Source organism: Leucogemmata humicola (genome assembly GCF_055379415.1).
Genome location: NZ_AP040875.1, coordinates 177,960 through 196,041, shown reverse-complemented (window position 1 = coordinate 196,041; position 18,082 = coordinate 177,960). Strand labels below are relative to the sequence as shown.

The 18,082-nt window shown below is 62.1% G+C and carries 16 protein-coding genes; 10 read left to right on the top strand and 6 right to left on the bottom strand.

All coding sequences use genetic code 11. The features are described 5' to 3' along the window. Position 1 precedes the first annotated feature (1 nt). Positions 2-1,273, bottom strand: a complete 1,272-nt coding sequence (locus AC6H4Z_RS00855; RefSeq protein ID WP_497544837.1) for an ankyrin repeat domain-containing protein — start codon at positions 1,271-1,273, stop codon at positions 2-4. A 456-nt stretch (positions 1,274-1,729) separates the two neighbouring features. Between AC6H4Z_RS00855 and AC6H4Z_RS00850 the strand changes: the two genes are divergently transcribed. After that, on the top strand, positions 1,730-2,248 hold the full coding sequence (locus AC6H4Z_RS00850; protein ID WP_497544836.1) for a hypothetical protein: 519 nt from the start codon (positions 1,730-1,732) through the stop codon (positions 2,246-2,248). Positions 2,249-2,375: 127 nt separating this feature from the next. After that, positions 2,376-4,835 (top strand): TonB-dependent receptor domain-containing protein, encoded by a 2,460-nt coding sequence (locus AC6H4Z_RS00845; RefSeq protein ID WP_497544835.1) that lies wholly within the window; start codon positions 2,376-2,378, stop codon positions 4,833-4,835. Positions 4,836-4,916: 81 nt separating this feature from the next. On the opposite strand, the gene AC6H4Z_RS00840 is transcribed toward AC6H4Z_RS00845, so the two are convergent. Genes AC6H4Z_RS00840 through AC6H4Z_RS00830 form a run of 3 tightly spaced genes read right to left on the bottom strand, consistent with a single transcriptional unit; the run spans position 4,917 to position 6,859 of the window. Next, positions 4,917-5,336 carry a hypothetical protein gene (locus tag AC6H4Z_RS00840; RefSeq protein ID WP_497544834.1) on the bottom strand — a complete coding sequence of 140 codons (420 nt, stop codon included), beginning with the start codon at positions 5,334-5,336 and terminating at the stop codon, positions 4,917-4,919. Further along, positions 5,333-6,412, bottom strand: a complete 1,080-nt coding sequence (locus AC6H4Z_RS00835) for a DHA2 family efflux MFS transporter permease subunit (RefSeq protein WP_497544833.1) — start codon at positions 6,410-6,412, stop codon at positions 5,333-5,335. Before AC6H4Z_RS00835 ends, AC6H4Z_RS00840 begins: the two co-directional genes overlap by 4 nt. Positions 6,413-6,424: 12 nt before the next feature. After that, entirely contained in the window at positions 6,425-6,859 is a 435-nt protein-coding gene (locus AC6H4Z_RS00830) for a ferritin-like domain-containing protein (RefSeq protein WP_497546997.1), read from the bottom strand. A 288-nt stretch (positions 6,860-7,147) separates the two neighbouring features. Here AC6H4Z_RS00830 and AC6H4Z_RS00825 point away from each other — a divergent pair, with 288 nt between their 5' ends. Both AC6H4Z_RS00825 and AC6H4Z_RS00820 read left to right on the top strand, forming a co-directional pair. Then, positions 7,148-7,774 carry an MEDS domain-containing protein gene (locus AC6H4Z_RS00825; protein WP_497544832.1) on the top strand — a complete coding sequence of 209 codons (627 nt, stop codon included), beginning with the start codon at positions 7,148-7,150 and terminating at the stop codon, positions 7,772-7,774. 24 nt (positions 7,775-7,798) lie between these two features. Beyond that, the gene (locus AC6H4Z_RS00820; RefSeq protein ID WP_497544831.1) at positions 7,799-9,883 is read left to right on the top strand and encodes a PAS domain-containing hybrid sensor histidine kinase/response regulator family protein; all 2,085 of its coding nucleotides are present in this window, start codon (positions 7,799-7,801) and stop codon (positions 9,881-9,883) included. Here AC6H4Z_RS00820 and AC6H4Z_RS00815 read toward each other — a convergent pair. After that, entirely contained in the window at positions 9,880-10,572 is a 693-nt protein-coding gene (locus AC6H4Z_RS00815; protein ID WP_497544830.1) for a DUF4397 domain-containing protein, read from the bottom strand. The genes AC6H4Z_RS00820 and AC6H4Z_RS00815 overlap by 4 nt on opposite strands. 113 nt (positions 10,573-10,685) lie before the next feature. Here AC6H4Z_RS00815 and AC6H4Z_RS00810 point away from each other — a divergent pair, with 113 nt between their 5' ends. Together AC6H4Z_RS00810 and AC6H4Z_RS00805 are read left to right on the top strand one after the other, a co-directional pair. Further along, positions 10,686-12,707 carry an Ig-like domain-containing protein gene (locus AC6H4Z_RS00810; RefSeq protein ID WP_497544829.1) on the top strand — a complete coding sequence of 674 codons (2,022 nt, stop codon included), beginning with the start codon at positions 10,686-10,688 and terminating at the stop codon, positions 12,705-12,707. Then, on the top strand, positions 12,707-13,921 hold the full coding sequence (locus tag AC6H4Z_RS00805) for a YncE family protein (RefSeq protein ID WP_497544828.1): 1,215 nt from the start codon (positions 12,707-12,709) through the stop codon (positions 13,919-13,921). Before AC6H4Z_RS00810 ends, AC6H4Z_RS00805 begins: the two co-directional genes overlap by 1 nt. Positions 13,922-13,930: 9 nt before the next feature. Here the strand turns inward: AC6H4Z_RS00805 and AC6H4Z_RS00800 are convergent, their stop codons facing one another. Further along, positions 13,931-15,205, bottom strand: coding sequence for a BaiN/RdsA family NAD(P)/FAD-dependent oxidoreductase (locus AC6H4Z_RS00800; RefSeq protein ID WP_497544827.1), 1,275 nt, complete (start codon positions 15,203-15,205; stop codon positions 13,931-13,933). Positions 15,206-15,252: 47 nt separating this feature from the next. Here AC6H4Z_RS00800 and AC6H4Z_RS00795 point away from each other — a divergent pair, with 47 nt between their 5' ends. From AC6H4Z_RS00795 to AC6H4Z_RS00780, 4 genes are all read left to right on the top strand, one after another. Then, positions 15,253-16,047, top strand: coding sequence for a pseudouridine synthase (locus AC6H4Z_RS00795; RefSeq protein ID WP_497544826.1), 795 nt, complete (start codon positions 15,253-15,255; stop codon positions 16,045-16,047). Between the two features lie 174 nt (positions 16,048-16,221). Next, entirely contained in the window at positions 16,222-16,896 is a 675-nt protein-coding gene (locus tag AC6H4Z_RS00790; protein WP_497544825.1) for a YHYH protein, read from the top strand. Beyond that, positions 16,893-17,390, top strand: a complete 498-nt coding sequence (locus AC6H4Z_RS00785; protein WP_497544824.1) for a toxin-antitoxin system YwqK family antitoxin — start codon at positions 16,893-16,895, stop codon at positions 17,388-17,390. The genes AC6H4Z_RS00790 and AC6H4Z_RS00785 overlap by 4 nt, the downstream gene beginning before the upstream one ends. Beyond that, positions 17,387-18,037, top strand: a complete 651-nt coding sequence (locus AC6H4Z_RS00780; protein ID WP_497544823.1) for an SCO family protein — start codon at positions 17,387-17,389, stop codon at positions 18,035-18,037. Before AC6H4Z_RS00785 ends, AC6H4Z_RS00780 begins: the two co-directional genes overlap by 4 nt. The last annotated feature ends 45 nt before the right edge of the window (positions 18,038-18,082 follow it).

Here is an 18,082-nt window from a genome sequence, read left to right as displayed (position 1 = left end):
GTCATTCGACGCCGCCGGCGCGCGCGATCAATTCCATCGCCGGCTGGCTTACGAAGATCTGATCATGAAACCTGCGTCCCCATGAGAGAGCCGTAACATCACGGTACTCATGGCGTGCTGTTGCTCCGTGCCCCGGATGCAGCTGCTTCCAGATCGACGCCCGAATGTTCGGATCGGCGCCGCGCTCGAGCAGCAGCTCCGTCATGGGTGCGGTGAACGGCCCGCGACGACGATAGTTCATCCAGAAGTTCGGCTGCGATACGACGGTGCAAAACAGTGGCGTATATCCACCGAAGCCGCTGTTACCAACCGCTGAGCGCACGTTCGGATCCATGCCTTTGTCGAGCAGCCACCGTGCGATGTCCTGCTCGTCATAGTCGATGCACATGTGCAGGAGAGTGGTTCCTCCGAGCGGCGTGCCGACGGTCGCATTGATCGGATCACGACTTCCCATCTCCGGCGGATAGATCTCGCGGTGCGAGAAGGTTCGACTCAGTAGCCTGGGATCCCGTCGCAAGTGTTCTTCCAGCAGATCGATGCGGCCGCGGTGCAGCGCCATCGGCGCAGTGTCGGGAAGAACTACCCCGTGCGCTACGTACATCTCCAGAATTGCGTGCTTGGCTTCCGGTCGCCGCGAATCGGTTTCGAGAACGACATCGACTGGTGCGATGAGCTTTCCAGAGTCGTTGTACACGCGGGCACCAAGCTCGAGGACCAATTCTGTTCCCGGAGCATTGAGGGTGTACGCGGGTCCGCCCAGCGCGCCCTCCGGAGGCGTCGGCTTGCCGAGCATCTCGTGCAGCATCCTCGCCGTTCCGATCTTGCCCTGAAGCGCGGCGCGATCGATCGCCGTCTCGAGATCGGTGGCGCCCATGCTGTGCAGCATCTGGATGATGCGATCGCGGCCAACATTCGCCGCGTATGTCATTGGCGGACCCCAGTTGCTGTTCTTTCGAATCAGCGCGTCTTCGTGGATCAGATGCGGATTCCGCGATACGAGATCGCGCACCGTATCGATGTCGTCGCTCCAGATGGCAGCAACCAGCCGTACAGCTTGAACGAGCCTCGTCCAACTCGACGCGTAGTAGCTGCGCGCAAGCACGAGCTGCGCGTCGGCCAGTTTGGCCTCGTTCGGCGAAATTGGATTTGGGTGGAACTCTCTCAACTCCGCGATTGCGGCAGGGTCGCCGTCGTGAAGCGCGCGGAGGAGATCCTTGGCCTGGTGCTTGAGCTGATCCAGGTCCGGCAAAACTGGTAAATGGCGGAACGGCATCACGAGCCTCCTTGGATATGCCCGGGATCCGCTTGCGTCGGGCGAAAGGAGGTTCGAACGAACCTAACCTTACTTTACAGAATACTCAGGTGGACTCGGTCCTGTCCGCGGACGGGAGGCGCCCTGCACGCCCACCGCGAGGATAGTACGAGAGCGTCGGCTGGCGCAAGTCCCGCTATGGTCGTGCGCGCTGCCGAAGGTCGTGGTCGATCTGCTCAGCCGCGGAAGCGAGACCAACGGGCGGGAACCCTACCATCTGAAGACGACTTCGCCTCTCTCATTTGGCACGAGAACGGCCAAACGACTCTCGCGGCACGAGGAAGGGGACATCGATTGTATCTTTATAATACTATGAATTATCGCTTGACTTCATCTCGTCGAATTTGCTAGGCTGCGCGCACTGGGTCGCACCAATGCGGCTCACGTTCAGTTACACTGCGCAGAGGAGATTTGACTATGTGGGGCCGAATCGCACGTCACTCGCCCATCGTTCGCCTGTCCATGGTTCTGTGGGTAGCCGCCTGCTATCGAGTCCCGACGCGGACCTCGCTCGCCTCCGTCACGCCGTCGACCACCGTGACCACGCAAGCTGCTGGGCGTAAGGTGGCGCAACGATTCGACTCGCTCGAGACGCTGACACTCTCGACCGATGCCGGCACCACGACTGTCGACGCACGCGACGACAGCGCCACCGCCAAGGCCATCCGCACGCTGATCACGCCACGCGTGCCCGAGCTCAAGGTCGAATCCTCTGCAGCGGCCAGCCTGCTTCGTCTCGGTCCCGTAACCGCCCTCGGCGACTACAGTCGTTTGTTCGTAATCGACGGCGTGCCGATGGCGAGCGGATTTCGTCTGAGCATTCGTACACGAACGCTCTCACGCATTGACGTCATCGATGACGCAATGTCCAAAGCGCAGTATGGACCGCGCGCAGCGGATGGGCTCGTACTCATCGCGACAGCGCGCGGTCGCTAAAGGCCCGTCCTCGCGGGACTGTCGGCGAGCCGTGACATCGCCGGAACGAGACTGACATGCCGGTGTGCGGCGCCACACGAAGGTTGTGGCGTCCCCCGGTGTTCGCTCCTTCCTGAGGTGTCTCCAAATGAGAGTCTCTCAACGGCTCGCGACAGTGCTTGCTGCCGGCACTTTCGCGTCTCTACCGCTGTGCGCCGCATCCGCGCAGGATCCACTGCAGCAAGGCCAACCGAAGTCGACACGCGATTCGATTCAACGTCTCAACACCGTCACGATCAGCACATCGATCTCCGGACGGGGCGTTGCTCGCGGCGCTTCGGCGGTCGACGCAACGATGTTGAAGGCCGCAGCTCCTGGCACCAGCGCGCTGAGCGTCATCCAACAGCTTCCCGGAGTAAACGTTCAGGGCGCTGATGGATTCGGAATGTACGAGTGGTCCAATCGCATCACGATGCGCGGCTTTCAGACGCAGCAGATCGGCCAGACGATGGACGGCATACCGCTCGGCGACATGTCGTATGGAAACTTCAATGGACTCGGCATCGGACGCGCCATCGATCCGTCGAATCTCACGGCGACGCAGGTTACGCAAGGCACCGGTGGTTTGAATACCGCGAGCGCAAATAACCTCGGCGGTGTCGTACAGTATGCCTCGGCAGATCCGAATGCGCAGCGACAGCTGCTGCTTCAACAGATGGCCGGCGGAGATGCCGCGCGTCGAACAACGCTGCGCTATGACACTGGCCTGCACATGCTCGGCGCTGACAATGGGATGAATGCCTACGTCTCTCTGTCGCGCTTCGATACAGACAAATGGAAGTCTGGCGGCAAACGCTATTCGACCTTTCCGGGCGAAACGAGCCTGCTATTCGGACAACATGGATTTCTAGGCGGCTCCGGGGAACAGTGGCAGGATCAGCTGAATGCAAAGGCGAACCTGTTCGTCGGGCCGCACAAGTTCACGGCGTTCTATGATTACGCGGAACGCAAAGAGGCCGACTATATGGATCTGTCGCTCTCGATCTTCAACAAGACGGTGAGCGTACCTGGATTCACCTTCGGCCCGGACTTCGACTATCTGTCGAGTTGGTCGCAGTCGAAGACGCTCGCCGAGTTGAGCATGAAGACCTACAACGACCTAAGCGACGCGGCCTATTTCTATTCGGCGCAGGGTGCACGTCAGGATCACATGGCGTACCTGAAGGGCGACTTCGCGCTCTCCGACGGTGTGCATCTCGAGGTTCAGCCGTACCTGCATCTCGACCGCGGCGGCGGCGACTGGCACGCGCCGAGCTATGGCGCGTCGTGGAGCCCAGACCCGATCATGTTCCGCCAGACGCAGTACCACGACAATCGCGCCGGCCTGCTTAGCAAACTGTCTGCGACGATCGGCACCAACAACAAGCTGGAAGTCGGCGGATGGTACGAGTCGAACGATACGCAGAATCGTCGCCCGCGCTGGCGGCTCACGAACTATGCGGCTGGCCCGGACGTGAACTATCAGAACGTTCTGCGTCTCGACTACGATCGTTCCGGCGATATCGGCACGACAGTTGTGTACGCGCAGAATACGACGCGCCTGCTCGAGGACAAACTTGCGATCTCGTACGGAGCGAAATACCTGTACGTCAGCGCGGACTTCAAGAGCAATGGCAATACAGCGACCGACGGCATTGTCGCGCCGGTGTTCGGCGACCCAGATCGCCCAACGCTCTCCGCGCCGACCAAGGGTGGTGTGCTGCCGCAGGCGAGCATTGTCTATCGCCCGAACGATCGGGATGAGCTGTTCACGAATGTCTCACAGAACGTGAACCAGTTCCCGTATGGTCCTGGTGGCGGTGTGTACAATGCATCGCCGTCGACCTTCGACTTCTTCCGCAACACCGCAAAACCGGAAAAGGCAACGACCGTTGAGCTTGGCGGTCGCACTCGCCGCGGGAACACCGAGGCAGGCGTCACGGTGTACTCGATCGCGTACCGCAATCGCCTTCTCGGAATCGCGCTCTGCCCGGCGACGGTCACCTGCGCGACGGGCTTCGGCAACGTCGGTTCGGTGAGCAGCGCCGGCGTCGAAGGTGTCGTCGCACAGAACCTCGGCAACGGCTTCAAGGTGACGGCGTCGGGTTCGTACAACTCGTCGACGTTCGATGGTGACTATCGCACGAACCAAAACGATCCTGCGTCGACGGTGCACACGGCCGGCAAGGACGTTCCCGACGCGCCGCGCTGGCTGGGCAACGCGGGACTGAACTACACGAGCGGTCGTCTGTCGGCCGGAGCAAATGGTCGATTCGTCAGCGAACGCTTCTTCACCTATACCAACGATCTCGTTGACGCAGCCGGCCGCGTGTCGCCAGGCGCCGGCAAGGTTCCTTCGTACGCCGTGGCAGACTTCTCAGCGCGCTACCGTCTCGGACCGTACGCGGCGGTGCGATCGCTCGACTTGCAACTCAACGTCAACAACCTGCTCGATAAGCGGTACATCTCAACGCTCGGCAGCAATGGCTTCACGCCATCGTCTGACTTTCAGACGCTGCTCACCGGCGCGCCGAGGCAGGTGTTCTTGACGGTCAGCACGACGTTCTAGAAGCGACGTGGCTTACGCCAGCGAGGGGTGAGGGCTGACGCCTTCACCCTTTCGCGTTTGCGCAGCGGTGCTTCTCGGCGATCATATGATGAGGAAACCGATAACCGCTGCCGCCACGGCTAGTGCTGCTGCTCCAAACATCGTCACCCGAAACGCTGACGTAAACGACGCATCGATCGCTTGACGTGCTGCAGCGCGATGCTCGACGGTTAGCTCGGGGACCGCGCCAACATCGGCGCCCGCCATTTTCGGAAGCTCGCGATCAAGTGCTTGCCGAGCGTCCGCCGATAGCGCGATCCTCTCGAGTCGCGGCTCGACGCGCGCGGCAAACGTTCGAGCGATGATCACGCCGAAGACGGCGATCGCGATCAATCCCGCGATGCGTGACACCGCGTTGTTCACTCCGCTCGCGACGCCCGAGTGCTCACTCTCTACGGAGTTCATCACCGTCGTAGTTAGCGGCGCTACGGTGATCGCCATTCCCAGTCCGGCGATGATCATCGCCGGAGAATCGCCGTCGCGAACGAACCAAGGCTCGTCGAAAATCCCAGGAGTGCAAAGCCCACCGCTGTAACTAGCGGGCCAATCGTCAACGGAATTCTACTGCCAACGCTCGCCACGAGGCCGCCCGACCAGCGCGACAACACGAACATGATGATCGAGAACGGCAACATCGCTGCCCCGGCGACGGTCGCGGTCGCGCGCCTGACCTGAATCAGATCCATCGGCACGAGAAAGAACGTTTCGGCGAGAGCCGCGTAGAGAAACAGCGTCAATACGTTCGCGAGCGTGAACGCGCGCGATTTGAAGACGCCCCGGCCGATCATTGGATTGGCGGCGCGACGCTCGACGATCACGAGCAGGACCAACGACGCTACGCCTACAACAAGCGAGCCGACAACAAGTGGATGCGTCGCGCCGAGCGGCGGCCATTCGAGCAGGCCGAGCACGATCCCGCTCAGACCGATGACCGCGCACACTGCGCCTGCCCAATCGATCTTGCCGACGCGTGACGGATCTTTCGTCTCGGCGATGTACCGGAGCGAGAGAAACACGACGATCGCGGCAAACGGCACGTTGATGAAGAACACGGCGCGCCAGCTCACGTGTTCGACGAACCAACCACCCATCACGGGTCCAATCGCTGTCGTGATCGCGCTGAAGCCAGACCACGTTCCAATTGCCCGACCTCGCTCGGCACCCGTGAACGCCGCGCTGATGATCGCCAGACTGCCCGGAACGAGAAACGCCGCTCCGATACCCTGCAGTGCGCGACCGATGATCAGAACGAGTGACGTCGGCGCGAGGCCGCAGACGACCGACGCGACAGTGAAAGCAACAACGCCGAACAGAAATACTCGCTTGCGTCCGAGCTGATCGCCCAGCGATCCGCCAACGAGGATCAGCGCTCCGAGAAAGAGTGCGTACGCCTCGACCACCCACTGAACGTCGGTGATGGTAGCGTCGAGACTCTTTTGCAGCGCCGGGAGCGCGACGTTCACGACGGTGCCGTCGATGAACGTCATGCTCGAAGCGAGGATGGTGGCGATCAGCGTCCAGCGCTTGGAGCTCGCCACGGTCTTACCAGCCTATTTGCGTCGCACAGGCGACGTCAGCACCGGCGGGTCTTCGCCGAGTGCCGTCGCGAGATCGGTGAGGTGATCCTGCTCGTCAACGAGGATTTCCCGAATGTGCTCGCTGATCGCGTACTCGCCGAGCGCCTCCGCCTGCTGGATGCGTTTGCGGTACTCGAGGATCGTCTCCGTCTCGTTCTCGAGATCGAAGCGCAACATCGTGCGCTCGTCGTCAGACGTCTTTACTGCCTTTGGAACGGCCGTGATCTCGCCGCCGAGATAGTCGATCAACTTGGCGATTTTGAGCGCGTGGGCGAGTTCTTCTCCCGCGTGTTTTTCGAGCTCGCTGGCGATGTTCATGTACTCGGCGCCCTTGATCGCCTGCGAGTACACCACGTAGGCAATGATCGCCTGATACTCGCGCGCGAGGTCCTGGTTCAACGCGTCGATGAGCTGTTGACGCGTCGTGGTCGACGCGTCAAACGAGGCCGCAGCGGCAACTGCGGCGGCTGGGGACGGGGCGGTTTTTGCTTTAGGTTTTTTCGACGTAGCCACGCGAGTCTTCCCGTGAAAATTGATTGTCGACGCGAAGTGCGGTCGGCGCGCATCGACTGACGACCATTGCGCCGGTTTGAATGAGTCCTGTCAGTGTGTGATTGTCAAACGTTGTTCGTTCTTGACGCTTGGGCTCGGTTCAACCGAGAGTTTCCTGAAAACAACTCGAACGGGAATAGCACTATGGAAGCTCGTCGATCCATTCGTCTCTGCGGCCAGGAGATCAATCAGCCGGGCCACATTTGCGCGTTCTTCACATCGCGCGAGGAAGAGTATGAGACCCTGCTTCCATACCTGAAGGACGGCGTCGACGCCGGAGAGCAGGTGCTCAACGTGCTTGATGCCGATCGGTTGAACGATCACCGAGAGCGTCTTGAGGCAGGCGGCGTGCCGGTGAACGACGGCCGGGTGCTCATATCGAGCTCCGAGGACACGTACGTCGCCGGTGGTCACTTCGACATGAGCCGGATGATCAGCTTCGTACGCGACCACCTGATCGAGGCGGCGGCAAAGGGCCGTGGAATCCGCACCGCCGGCTGGATGGACTGGCTGCACCGTGAGTCGCCGGCCACGGCTCGCGCACTCGAATACGAGGCACGCATGAACTTTCTGCTGCCCTCCTTCGACTGCACGTTCATGTGCGTCTACGATCTGTCTAGATTGAGCGGCGAGATGGTGGTCGACATCATGGCCACTCATCCCTACGTCGTCCTCAAGGGTCAGGTTCGCAAGAACGCGTTCTACGTCCCGCCAGAGGTCTATATCAAAGAGCTGCTTTCAGGACAGCGAGGCGTTCGACCCAGCTCCTGAGCCCGCCGCATTTGTGTCGCCGACATGCCGCGTTTCCTGACAATCCCGAACGAACCGCTCGCACGTTTTCGGCTGCTCTCCGTTGGCTTCGCGGTAGCAGTCGCGCTGCTCAACGTTGCGCTGTTCGCATTCTACTCCGACCTCCCGCCCGTCGTCCGCGGAGAGGCCGGCGCCGCGGCCGCACTGCTCGGCGCGTGGTGGATCATCGGGTATCGGAACGGCGGATTCCCGGCGATCGGATGGTTGGTCGACGTGCTGCTCATCGTGCTGGTGACCTCGGTGTCGCCAATGCCGCTGCGAGCCATCGGCGTGTTCTACGCGGGCATCCAGTTCCGGGCGATGTACGTATCGCGACGCGAACTTCTGCTGCTGCCACTGTCGTACGCCGTGGCGCGGGTTGCCTCCGTCTTCTTCGTGCCTGACGATCTCTGGTTCGGCGCGTTCTCGGCAACATCGCTCGTCCAGATTCTCGCGCTGACGGTCATCGCGATCACCCTTCATTTGTTCGTCTCGGCCACCGAGCGCCACACGGCGATCGAGCACGCGCTGGAACGCAGTGATGAACGGTATCGGCTGGTCGCCAGCGCGATGCGCGACGTGGTGTACGACTGGAATGTGTCCACGGGCACGATCGAGTGGACGGAGTCGCTGCAGCATGTATTCGGCTTCGCGCCAGATACAGTAGGCAAGCAACTCGCCTGGTGGCTCGACCGAGTCCATCCTGCCGATCGCGAGCTGCTCGAGCGCACGGTTCAATCGACGCTCGCGGATTCTGCGGTCGTCCTGGGATCTGTGCGATACCGGCTGCGCCGCGCCGACGACAGCTACGCGCACGTCTCGGCAAGCATGATCGTTCAGCGCACGACAGACGGAACAGCAGAGCGCGTCATCGGGTCGATTCGCGACGTGACGAGCGAGCAACTGCTCGAGGAGCAGCTGCGCCAATCGCAGAAGATGGAAGCCGTGGGGCAGCTCGCTGGCGGCGTTGCCCACGACTTCAACAACCTGCTCACGGTGATCGGCGGGCACGTTTTCATGCTCGACGCGGCCGTGGCCCACTCAGCGCACACCGACAAGCATCTCGGGGGCATTACGCGCGCAGCCGACCGCGCCGCATCGTTGACCAAGCAGCTCCTGGCCTTCAGCCGTAAGCAGATCCTTACGCCGTCGGTTGTCGACCTCAATGGCGTGGTCGACGACGTGCTGCAACTGATGCGACCGGTGATTGGCGAGCACGTCGAAATCGTCACCCGGCTCGATCCGCTGCTATCGCCGGTCTTTGCCGACGCTGGCCAGCTTGGTCAGGTGCTGGTCAATCTGGCGCTCAACGCGCGAGACGCGATGCCGACTGGCGGCGTACTGACGATCGAGACCGAGAATACAACTATCCAAGCGCGCCCGGACGACGCGGTCGCACCTGTGCTTCGCCCGGGGGAGTACGTGCGCCTGACAATGCGCGATACTGGCGGCGGAATGGACGCCCAGACGCTCGCGCGCGCGTTTGAACCATTCTTTACGACCAAGGCGCACGGCCAGGGCTCGGGCCTTGGGCTCGCGACCGTTTATGGAATTGTGAAACAGTCGTTCGGCGACATCGAGGCGACGAGCACTCCGGGTTTTGGCTCGAGTTTCGCCGTCCTGCTGCCGGTTTCCCGTCGCCCAATCGAAGTGCCGAGAACTCCGCTGGCTCAGTCTGGGCCTGGCGAGTCACGCGCATCGCGCGAGCGAAGCGTGTTACTCGTTGAAGACGATGATGGCGTACGCGACTTCGTTCTCAAAGTGCTGCTTCGTGCCGGGTACCGTGTGAGTGCAGCTCGTAACGGCCTCGAGGCGCTCGCGATGACGCGCGCAGAGGAGCTGGAGATCGACGTCGTGGTCACGGACGTTGTGATGCCCGAGATGGGCGGGCCTGAGCTGATCGAGAATCTTCGGCGTCAGCGCGCAGATCTACCCGTCTTGTATATCACGGGCTATACCGACAACTCGAAGATGATCGCGGAGCTGTGCGCGACGAATGCGCGGTTGCTCGAGAAGCCGTTCACGGCCGGTGAGCTGGAGATTGCCGTCGACGAGGCGAGCGACGGCGTCGGGCGAGCCGCGACGCGCTAGATCGTTTCGACGCGAACGCCGCCGCCCGCCTTATCGAGTATGAGCACAGTCTTCTTCTGGCCGCTCGTCAGCGGAATCACGACCTTCAACGGGGCATTGGCCCAACCAGATGCGTCGGCCGGCCCCTGCCAGATGCGTATTTCCCATGTGCCAACAGTGCTCTGATAGAACGGAGCGCTCAGTGGATCGGGCGTTGGCTGATAGTTGAAGGGAAACTGCCAGGCGATGGGCTGCTGGTAGTCGGGCTGCGTACGAAAGACCTGGAGTGTTCCCGCATTGGCGGCGAAGTGAAGCACACGAACCTTCGTGGCACCAGCAGGAACGACGCTATTGGTATCGTCGAGGGCGATGCTTGACACGACCCCACTCAATGTCTTCACCGCAGCGACGGTGGTGATGCCACCGGCCGTGGTCGTGATCGACTGCGTGGCGGCAGCGCCCGTCGCCGGGCGCAATGACAGGGTGTGTGCGCCATCGGTCGGTGCGGCGGTACCAATCGCGCCGGAGGCCAGCGATGCGATGGCAACATTGCCATCGATCAGCACATCGACCGGAGTTGTAAAGGCGTTCACCACGCGGAGCGCGACCCGACCGTCCTGATCCGTACAGCAGGCCGTCGCGCCATCGCTGCCACACGCCGCAATGGAAGCCAGAAGCCCGAACGAGACTATTCTTGCCGGCAGCCGCATATGGAATCCGGAATGAGACGGTGACGGATACCCCAGGGAATTCGGATGGTTTCCATCTGAATCTTGGCCGGACAGCGCGCCTGTCGGCCTGACGGGATCGTATGCAAACTCCTATGTTCGATGATCCCCCCAAACCCACAGCGAACATGCGCCTCGCACTCGCCGCCGCTCTGTTCCTTCCATCCGTTCTCGCCGCGCAATCCGCAGTGCGCGTGAACGTGATTCCAGCATCACCACGTGTGGTCGCTGGTGACTCGATGCGCCTCCGCGCTGAGGCAGTCGATGCAACGGGCCGTCCGGTATCGGGCGCCGTGATCAAGTTTCAGCAAACTGCCGCGCAATTCGAAGGAACCGTCGACGACAAGGGGCTCGTCTCTGCCGGCTCCGTCGGCACGATTCCCGTGGTCGTGACGGCAATTGTCGGCGGCGACAAACCAGTAATCACCAAGGTGAACGTCGCGGTGGTCGCCGGACCTGCGGCGTCGATCACCGTTTCTCCACAAGCGTTAAAGCTGCTCGCCGGACAGTCGTACTCCCTCCGCGCGATGGTCCTTTCGAAAGCCGGCGATTCACGCGCAGACATGGTGACCTGGAACAGTTCCGCTCCGGCCATCGCTCGCGTCGGTGCGACCGGTGAAGTGGTTGCGATGGGCACGGGCACGGCAACGATCACCGCATCGAGCGGTGGTGTGCGCCAGACGATGAAGGTCGACGTGCTTCCCGCAAACGTCGGCACAGTATCGCTCACGCCTTCATCGCCAACCGCGCGCACCGGCGACGTGATTCGTTTCAAACTTTCCGTAAAGGACGCAGCCGGCAAATCCATCGATGGCCTGTCGCCCACGTGGGCGCTAGCGCCGGGCCAAGGCGCGATCGACGCCGATGGAGCGTTCGTCGGCTACGACGCCGGCACCTACACGGTGACCGCCCTCGTCGGCCAACGCTCGGCGCAGACAACGGTGACGCTGACGCCGCGCGATGTGCGTCGGCCGGCAACCGTCGTCGGTTCGCTCGTGCGCTCGACGTTCCCCACATCCGAAGTATGGGTGCACCCGAACGGCAAAGTCGCCTACCTCGGCACGCACCTCGGTGGCGATCGCGTCTACGTGCTCGACGTGTCGAACCCGGCAACACCAACGATCGTCGATTCCGTCACCGTCAATGCTCGCGTGATCAACGACGTGATGACGTCGGAAGACGGCAAGGTGATGGTGATCACGCGCGAGGGCGCTGACGACCGCAAGAACGGCATCGTCGTCGCGACGCTCGACGATCCGCTGCACCCAAAGATCGTTGGTGCCTTCACTGATGGCGTCACGGCCGGCGTGCACTCGGCGTACATCTACACGCAACCGAAGTACGGCACGCACGTGTATCTCACGAACGATGGTACGGGCGCGCTTCACGTCATCGACATCAACGATCCCGCGCATCCCAAGCAGGTCGCGATGTGGAAGACGCCGCGCTCCGACGCGGGCCGCATGCTCCACGACATCGACGTGCGCGACGGTCTGCTGTACGGCAGCTGGTGGAACGACGGTCTCGTGATTCTCGACATTGGGAGTGGAATCAAGGGCGGCTCACCGTCGAACCCGCAATTCGTGTCACAGTACAAGTACGACCTGAACGCGCTGTACAAGCAGGTCGAGAGCGTCGACGGTCCGGGCTACGTTCGCGGCACACACACGGCGTGGCGTCACAAGAACTACGTGTTCATCGCCGACGAAGTGTTCGCAAACTCGGACGAAGCAAAGCTGTTCGCCAAGCAGCCGGCTCGCGCGTACGGCCGACTTCAGGTGCTCGACGTGTCCGACATCTTCCATCCGAAGTCGGTTGCATTCTATGAGCCCGAGTACGGCGGTGTGCACAACGTGTGGGTTGCTGGCGACACCCTGTACATGGGCGCTTACAACGCGGGGTTTCGTGCGTTCGACATCTCTGGCGAACTGCGTGGCGACCTTCGCGCCCAACAGCGTGAGATCGCGCACGTCAATCCGACGGACATCAAGGGATTCATTCCGAACTCGACGATGACATGGGGCGTCGTCGTGAAGAATGGACTCTCGTATGTGAACGACTTCAACACGGGGCTGTTCATCGTTCGCATCGAGCCGAAGCCAAAGGTGGTTCCATGATGGCAGGATTTCTGAGAGGGGTCGCTGCCGTTGGCGTCCTTGCTATCACGACGACGGGCGCCACGCTCCGAGCTCAGGCTCCTGCCGCGGTCCCTCAGTCGTCGCTCGTTTCTCGTCCTTCGCGCGACTACTACGTCTTCGTCGCCAGCGAGTCGGTCGATCGCGTCGCGCTCATCCGCTTCGGCCCAAAGGGCGCAGTGGTCGAGCGCGAGCGATACGTTGGCTGGGCACCGACTGAACTAGCTGGCCCGCACGGCGTCGCTGTTACGCCGGACAAAAAGCATTACTTCGTATCGACCGCACATGGAACACCCTTCGGCCGGCTCCTGAAGTTCAACGCGGAGACGAACGCGGCCGAAGGAACTGTGATGCTCGGGAATTTTCCGGCGACAATGCAAGTGTCGCCGAATGGCTACTACGTGTACGTCGTGAACTTCAACTTGCACGGCGACATGGTCACGAGCGACGTGTCCGTCGTTGCGACTGACGAGATGGTGGAAATCGCGCGCATTCCCACCTGCACAATGCCGCACGGATCACGCTTCAGCGGCGACGGCACGCACCAATACTCAGCGTGCATGATGGACGAGATGCTTGTTGAAATCGATGCGCGGACGGTCGCGGTGTCGCGCCACTTCCTGCTCACCAAGGGCAAGGAAATGGGAATGACCGGCGCACCGCCGCGCCGAACCGCCGACGCAAACGTGTCGATGGCTGGACATGACATGGGCGGACACGGCATGGAACCACCGAAGCCCGGCGACGTTTCCTGTTCGCCAACCTGGGCGCAGCCGTCGGCCGACGGCTCACGAGTGTGGGTCGCGTGCAACAAGTCGAGCGAGATCGTCGAGATCGACGCGAACACATGGACGCTCGCGCGCCGTATTCCCGCCGGTCCCGGCGTGTACAACCTCGGGCTCACTCACGACGGAAAGAAGCTGATCGGCACCAACAAGCGCGATCAGTCCGTGTCTGTGATCGACGTCGCGAGCGGCAAGGAGCTCGCGCGCATTCAGACGACGCGAAAGGTCGTGCATGGCGTCGCGGTCTCGGACGATGACCGATACGCCTTCATCTCGGTCGAAGGGACCGGATCGCAGCCAGGTACCGTTGACGTCATCGACCTCACGACGCTGACGAAAGTCGCGAGCGTTGAAGTCGGGCAACAGGCAGGTGGTATCGATTTCTGGAAGAGCGACACCGCTCGGCCCTGAGCCGTCGTATTAGAGAACTATAGACGCTCCGCCGGGCGCTGCCGCACCAAGTCCGGCGGCTCGCCCGGTCGCCCAAGCCCAGAAGAAGTTGTAGCCACCCACTGGCCCGAACGCGTCGAGAACTTCGCCGCAGATGTGCAGCCCTGGGTGCCGCCGACTTTCCATCGTGCGCGGCTCCACTTCGGCCAGACTCAAACCGCCGCCCGTTACTTCTGCCTTTTTATAACCCTCATCGCCCGTCCACGGCAGAGGGCACGCGACCAGCGTCTCGATCAGGCGAACACGCTCATCTCGCCGAAGCTCAGCGAGTAGACGCGCCGGATCCACCTTCGCGATTGTCAGCAGTACCGCTGCCAGGCGATCGGGCAACGCGCGCAATGCGCCGGTGACAGTTCGGTTCCCCTGCGGACGCAGCGCCTCCTCCCACTCGGCGGCACCGAGCTCGGTCCACTGGGCGGTGAGACGCGCTGACGCTGATGTCTCGGCGCGCGAACGCACGACGACGTGCGACACGTCGAGCACCGACGGACCGCTGTAGCCCTGATGCGTGAACAGGAAACCGCCAGTCGCCGTCGCCTCGCGCTTCGCCGCCGTATCGCGCGCCGAAAGCGTCACGCGCAACGACACGCCGCTCAACTCGGCGAATGGCGAGTCAGTCGCAGTGATGGGAGTCAGCGCCGCGTACACCGGATTCACGACGTGGCCGAGTCGCGCGAGCTCGCGTAGCCCGAGCCCGTCGCTGCCGGTATTTGGAACCGATAGGCCGCCCGTTGCGACGATCAGCGCGTCGGCATCGATCGGCAACGCGTTGTCGAACTCGACGCGCCAACCGCTCTCGTGCGGACCGAAGCCGGTGACGAGGGTCTCTGTGCGCAGCGTTGCCCCCGCGCGCTTCGCGTACGCGAGCAGCCCATCGCGCACGTCACGCGCCCTGTTCGACATAGGAAACAGCTTCGATGATTCCGTTTCCTCGACGAGCGGCAATCGAAGCTCGTCCTCGAAGAACAGAATCTGTTCTCGCAGCGGCCACGCCCGCAGCATCTTTCGGAGCGCGTTCGCCGACGAATCGGTGACGAAGCGCGATTCGTCGAGACGCATCGGCAGAACGTTGCACCGACCGCCGCCACTGATGAGAATCTTGCGGCCACCCTCGCGAGTCCGCTCCAAGAGGGTTGTCTTCGCGCCCGCCTTCGCGGCGAAGATCGCGGCCATGGAACCGGCCGCTCCGGCACCAATGACGACGACGCGCCGAGGGCGAGGCGCAGGAGGGGTGAGCGGCGGCATGGCGGGCAAGCTAACGGACACTGGACGTCCACGTCATCTTGCATCTCATGAAGCGACCAGAGAAACACGGCCGACCAATCAGCCCACACGCTCCGAAAGCGACCGCTGGAGAACGTGGTCTGGTGAGCGTGCCGCGTGCGCTCTCGAAGCTGGGCTTTTGCTCTCGTGCGCAAGGCGAGCGACTCGTCGAGGCCGGCAAGGTGCGCGTCAACGGCAGCATCGTTCGTGACGTGTCGCTGCGCATTCGGCCGGAGCGCGACGTCATCGAAGTCGACGGCGCTCCGGTCACTCGCGTCGAGCAGGTCTACGTGATGTTGAACAAGCCGCGCGGCCTCGTGACGACGGCGGACGACCCGCAAGGCCGGCCTACCATCTACGAATGCTTGCGTGATGCCGCGTTGCCGTTCGTCGCGCCTGTTGGGCGACTCGACAAGGCGAGTGAGGGGCTTCTGCTCCTGACCAACGATTCACGTTGGTCCGCGCGCTTGCTCGATCCGGCGTCGCACGTCGACAAGGTGTATCACGTTCAGGTGCGCGGTACAGCGCTGGACACCGTGTTGACGCGAGTCGCCGCCGGCGTCGTCGAACAGGCAACGGGAGAACGGCTCGAAGTGAAAGCGATCTCGTTGCTGCGGACAGGATCGCGGAGCGGTGCTTGGTTCGAGGTCGTGCTCGACGAGGGGAGGAATCGACAGCTGCGTCGGATCTTCGCCGAAGTCGGCGTGGACGTCCTGCGCCTGGTGCGCGTCGCCGTCGGGCCGCTGGTCCTCGGCGACCTGCCGAAGGGTGCCTGGCGAATGTTGACCGCGGACGAAGCACGGGAGTTGTCGCGAACCACCTGAAGATGCGGTGGATGATCTTGGGACGTGGAATGCATCGCGTCGACATCCGGTCTATTTCGGTGAAGCAGGCCAACAGTGACCAGGCAATCCGGATCAGCGATGCGGCTTCCGACTCTATTTGTCCTCGCGACACTTGTCGCGTCCTGTAGCAGCTCCGCCCCTACATCGAGTAGTGTGACGCCCGATACGCCCACGACGATCGGAGCCGGCGTTCCCGATCTCTTCAAAGCGTTTGGGAATGGCGTCACCATCACGCGAGACGGCAACTATGTCGTCATCGCGACCAAGGGCGTTCCAGATCACAACAGTCCTTACTTCGGTGCGGGAAACGCCAAGTACGAGAAGTACAACGGGACGAACCCCGCGTTTCAAATCAACCCGAATACGATTCGCGAGCAGCAGCTCACGTTCCGGATTCCGGTAACGCCATCGAAGTTGACGACGCCATCCCCAACGCCACTCGGACCAATCGGGATAGCCACCAATGGCGTCGCGATCTTCAACCAGTACGCGGGGAACAATCAGCCACTGACCGGCGAGATCAATTCGTTCGATCAATACAGTGGACATCCCGAGAACGCCGGACTCTATCACTATCACGTCGAACCGGTCTATCTCACGCGCGCGTCACGGGAAGCGCTGGTTGGCGTACTGCTCGATGGCTATCCCGTTTACGGCCCAATGGAGAACGGCCGAGCAGTCGCTACCTCTGAGCTGGATGCAGCTCACGGGCACACGACAGCAACGAAGGACTTTCCCGCCGGGATCTATCACTATCACACAACTGGTGATGCGCCGTACATCAACGGTAGCGGATTCGCAGGCGCTCCGGGAATGGTGAGTCGGTGATACCCTTCGGTCGCATCCTCAACGTTGCCTTCGCGAGCGTTGCCCTCGCAACGAGCTTCAACGGTACGCGCACGCCGCTGCACGTCGTGACGGAGCACTACGCCGACGGTCGATTGAAGCGCGAAGCGCACTATCGCGGTGACAAGCTCGACGGAATCGCTCGCGGCTGGTACGAGAACGGTGCACCCGAGTACACGCGAAGCTATCGCGACGGCCGCGAAGACGGCGAGCACCGCGGTTGGTACGACACAGGAGAGCCGCTCTTCGTCTACCACTACCGCGCAGGATTCAGCGAAGGAAGCCAACGTCAATGGTATCGCGACGGTCGGCTGCGAACGTCATTCAATCACGTTCACGGCCAGGAGATTGGCGCGCAGCAAATGTGGAACGCCGACGGAACCATCCGCTCGAATTACGTCGTTCGCGATGGTCGGCGCTTCGGGCTCCTCGGCTCGACGGGATGCACCGGACGAGATAGCGCGAGCGTCAAATGAGAATGCTCGCGCTTCTCGCGCTTATCGGTGCCTGTCACGGGCAGTCATCGTCGCTCCCGTATTTCCGAAGCGCTAGCATGACGCCGGAGTGGTTGTCGCCGAGCGTCGCACGGGCGCCAGAGATGCATCGCGTCGGCGACTTCAGCATGGTCGATCAGAGCGGCCAAACGATCGATGTCGGTTCGCTCGACGGGCGACTGACCATTGCACACTTCTTCTACACCAAGTGTGCCGACGTCTGTCCGACGACCACGCGCAACGTCGCCAAAGTACTCGCGGACCTGAAGGGTAACGATCGAATACAGGTGCTCAGCTACAACGTCATTCCCGAACGCGACTCCGTCGCGGCGCTTCGCGCCTACGCGACGAGTCGGGGTATCGAAGACGGGCGCTGGCATCTCCTGGCTGGTGCACGTGCCGACGTCGAGCGTCTTGCCAAAGATTCATACTTCGTGCAACTCGGTGACGGATCGACGTATGGAGTGTCCACGATCGCGCACACCGAATCGATTCTTCTCATTGACGGCGAGCGACGAATTCGCGGTGTGTACGCTGGGACGCTGCCGATAGAGATGGATCAACTCGCGCGAGACCTGCGGACGCTCGCCGCCGAGTCGGATTCACCGACCTCATCGACGCGCCGCTAAGAAACTGACGCGGCGCACGACCATCGCCGCGGAACGTTTGGTGTG

Bases quoted from the DNA above. Each gene is read 5' to 3' on its own strand.
- AC6H4Z_RS00855 (WP_497544837.1), bottom strand. From the start codon at position 1,273: ATGCCGTTCCGCCATTTACCAGTTTTGCCGGACCTGGATCAGCTCAAG.
- AC6H4Z_RS00850 (WP_497544836.1), top strand. From the start codon at position 1,730: ATGTGGGGCCGAATCGCACGTCACTCGCCCATCGTTCGCCTGTCCATG.
- AC6H4Z_RS00845 (WP_497544835.1), top strand. From the start codon at position 2,376: ATGAGAGTCTCTCAACGGCTCGCGACAGTGCTTGCTGCCGGCACTTTC.
- AC6H4Z_RS00840 (WP_497544834.1), bottom strand. From the start codon at position 5,336: ATGATCATCGCCGGACTGGGAATGGCGATCACCGTAGCGCCGCTAACT.
- AC6H4Z_RS00825 (WP_497544832.1), top strand. From the start codon at position 7,148: ATGGAAGCTCGTCGATCCATTCGTCTCTGCGGCCAGGAGATCAATCAG.
- AC6H4Z_RS00820 (WP_497544831.1), top strand. From the start codon at position 7,799: ATGCCGCGTTTCCTGACAATCCCGAACGAACCGCTCGCACGTTTTCGG.
- AC6H4Z_RS00815 (WP_497544830.1), bottom strand. From the start codon at position 10,572: ATGCGGCTGCCGGCAAGAATAGTCTCGTTCGGGCTTCTGGCTTCCATT.
- AC6H4Z_RS00810 (WP_497544829.1), top strand. From the start codon at position 10,686: ATGTTCGATGATCCCCCCAAACCCACAGCGAACATGCGCCTCGCACTC.
- AC6H4Z_RS00805 (WP_497544828.1), top strand. From the start codon at position 12,707: ATGGCAGGATTTCTGAGAGGGGTCGCTGCCGTTGGCGTCCTTGCTATC.
- AC6H4Z_RS00800 (WP_497544827.1), bottom strand. From the start codon at position 15,205: ATGCCGCCGCTCACCCCTCCTGCGCCTCGCCCTCGGCGCGTCGTCGTC.
- AC6H4Z_RS00795 (WP_497544826.1), top strand. From the start codon at position 15,253: ATGAAGCGACCAGAGAAACACGGCCGACCAATCAGCCCACACGCTCCG.
- AC6H4Z_RS00780 (WP_497544823.1), top strand. From the start codon at position 17,387: ATGAGAATGCTCGCGCTTCTCGCGCTTATCGGTGCCTGTCACGGGCAG.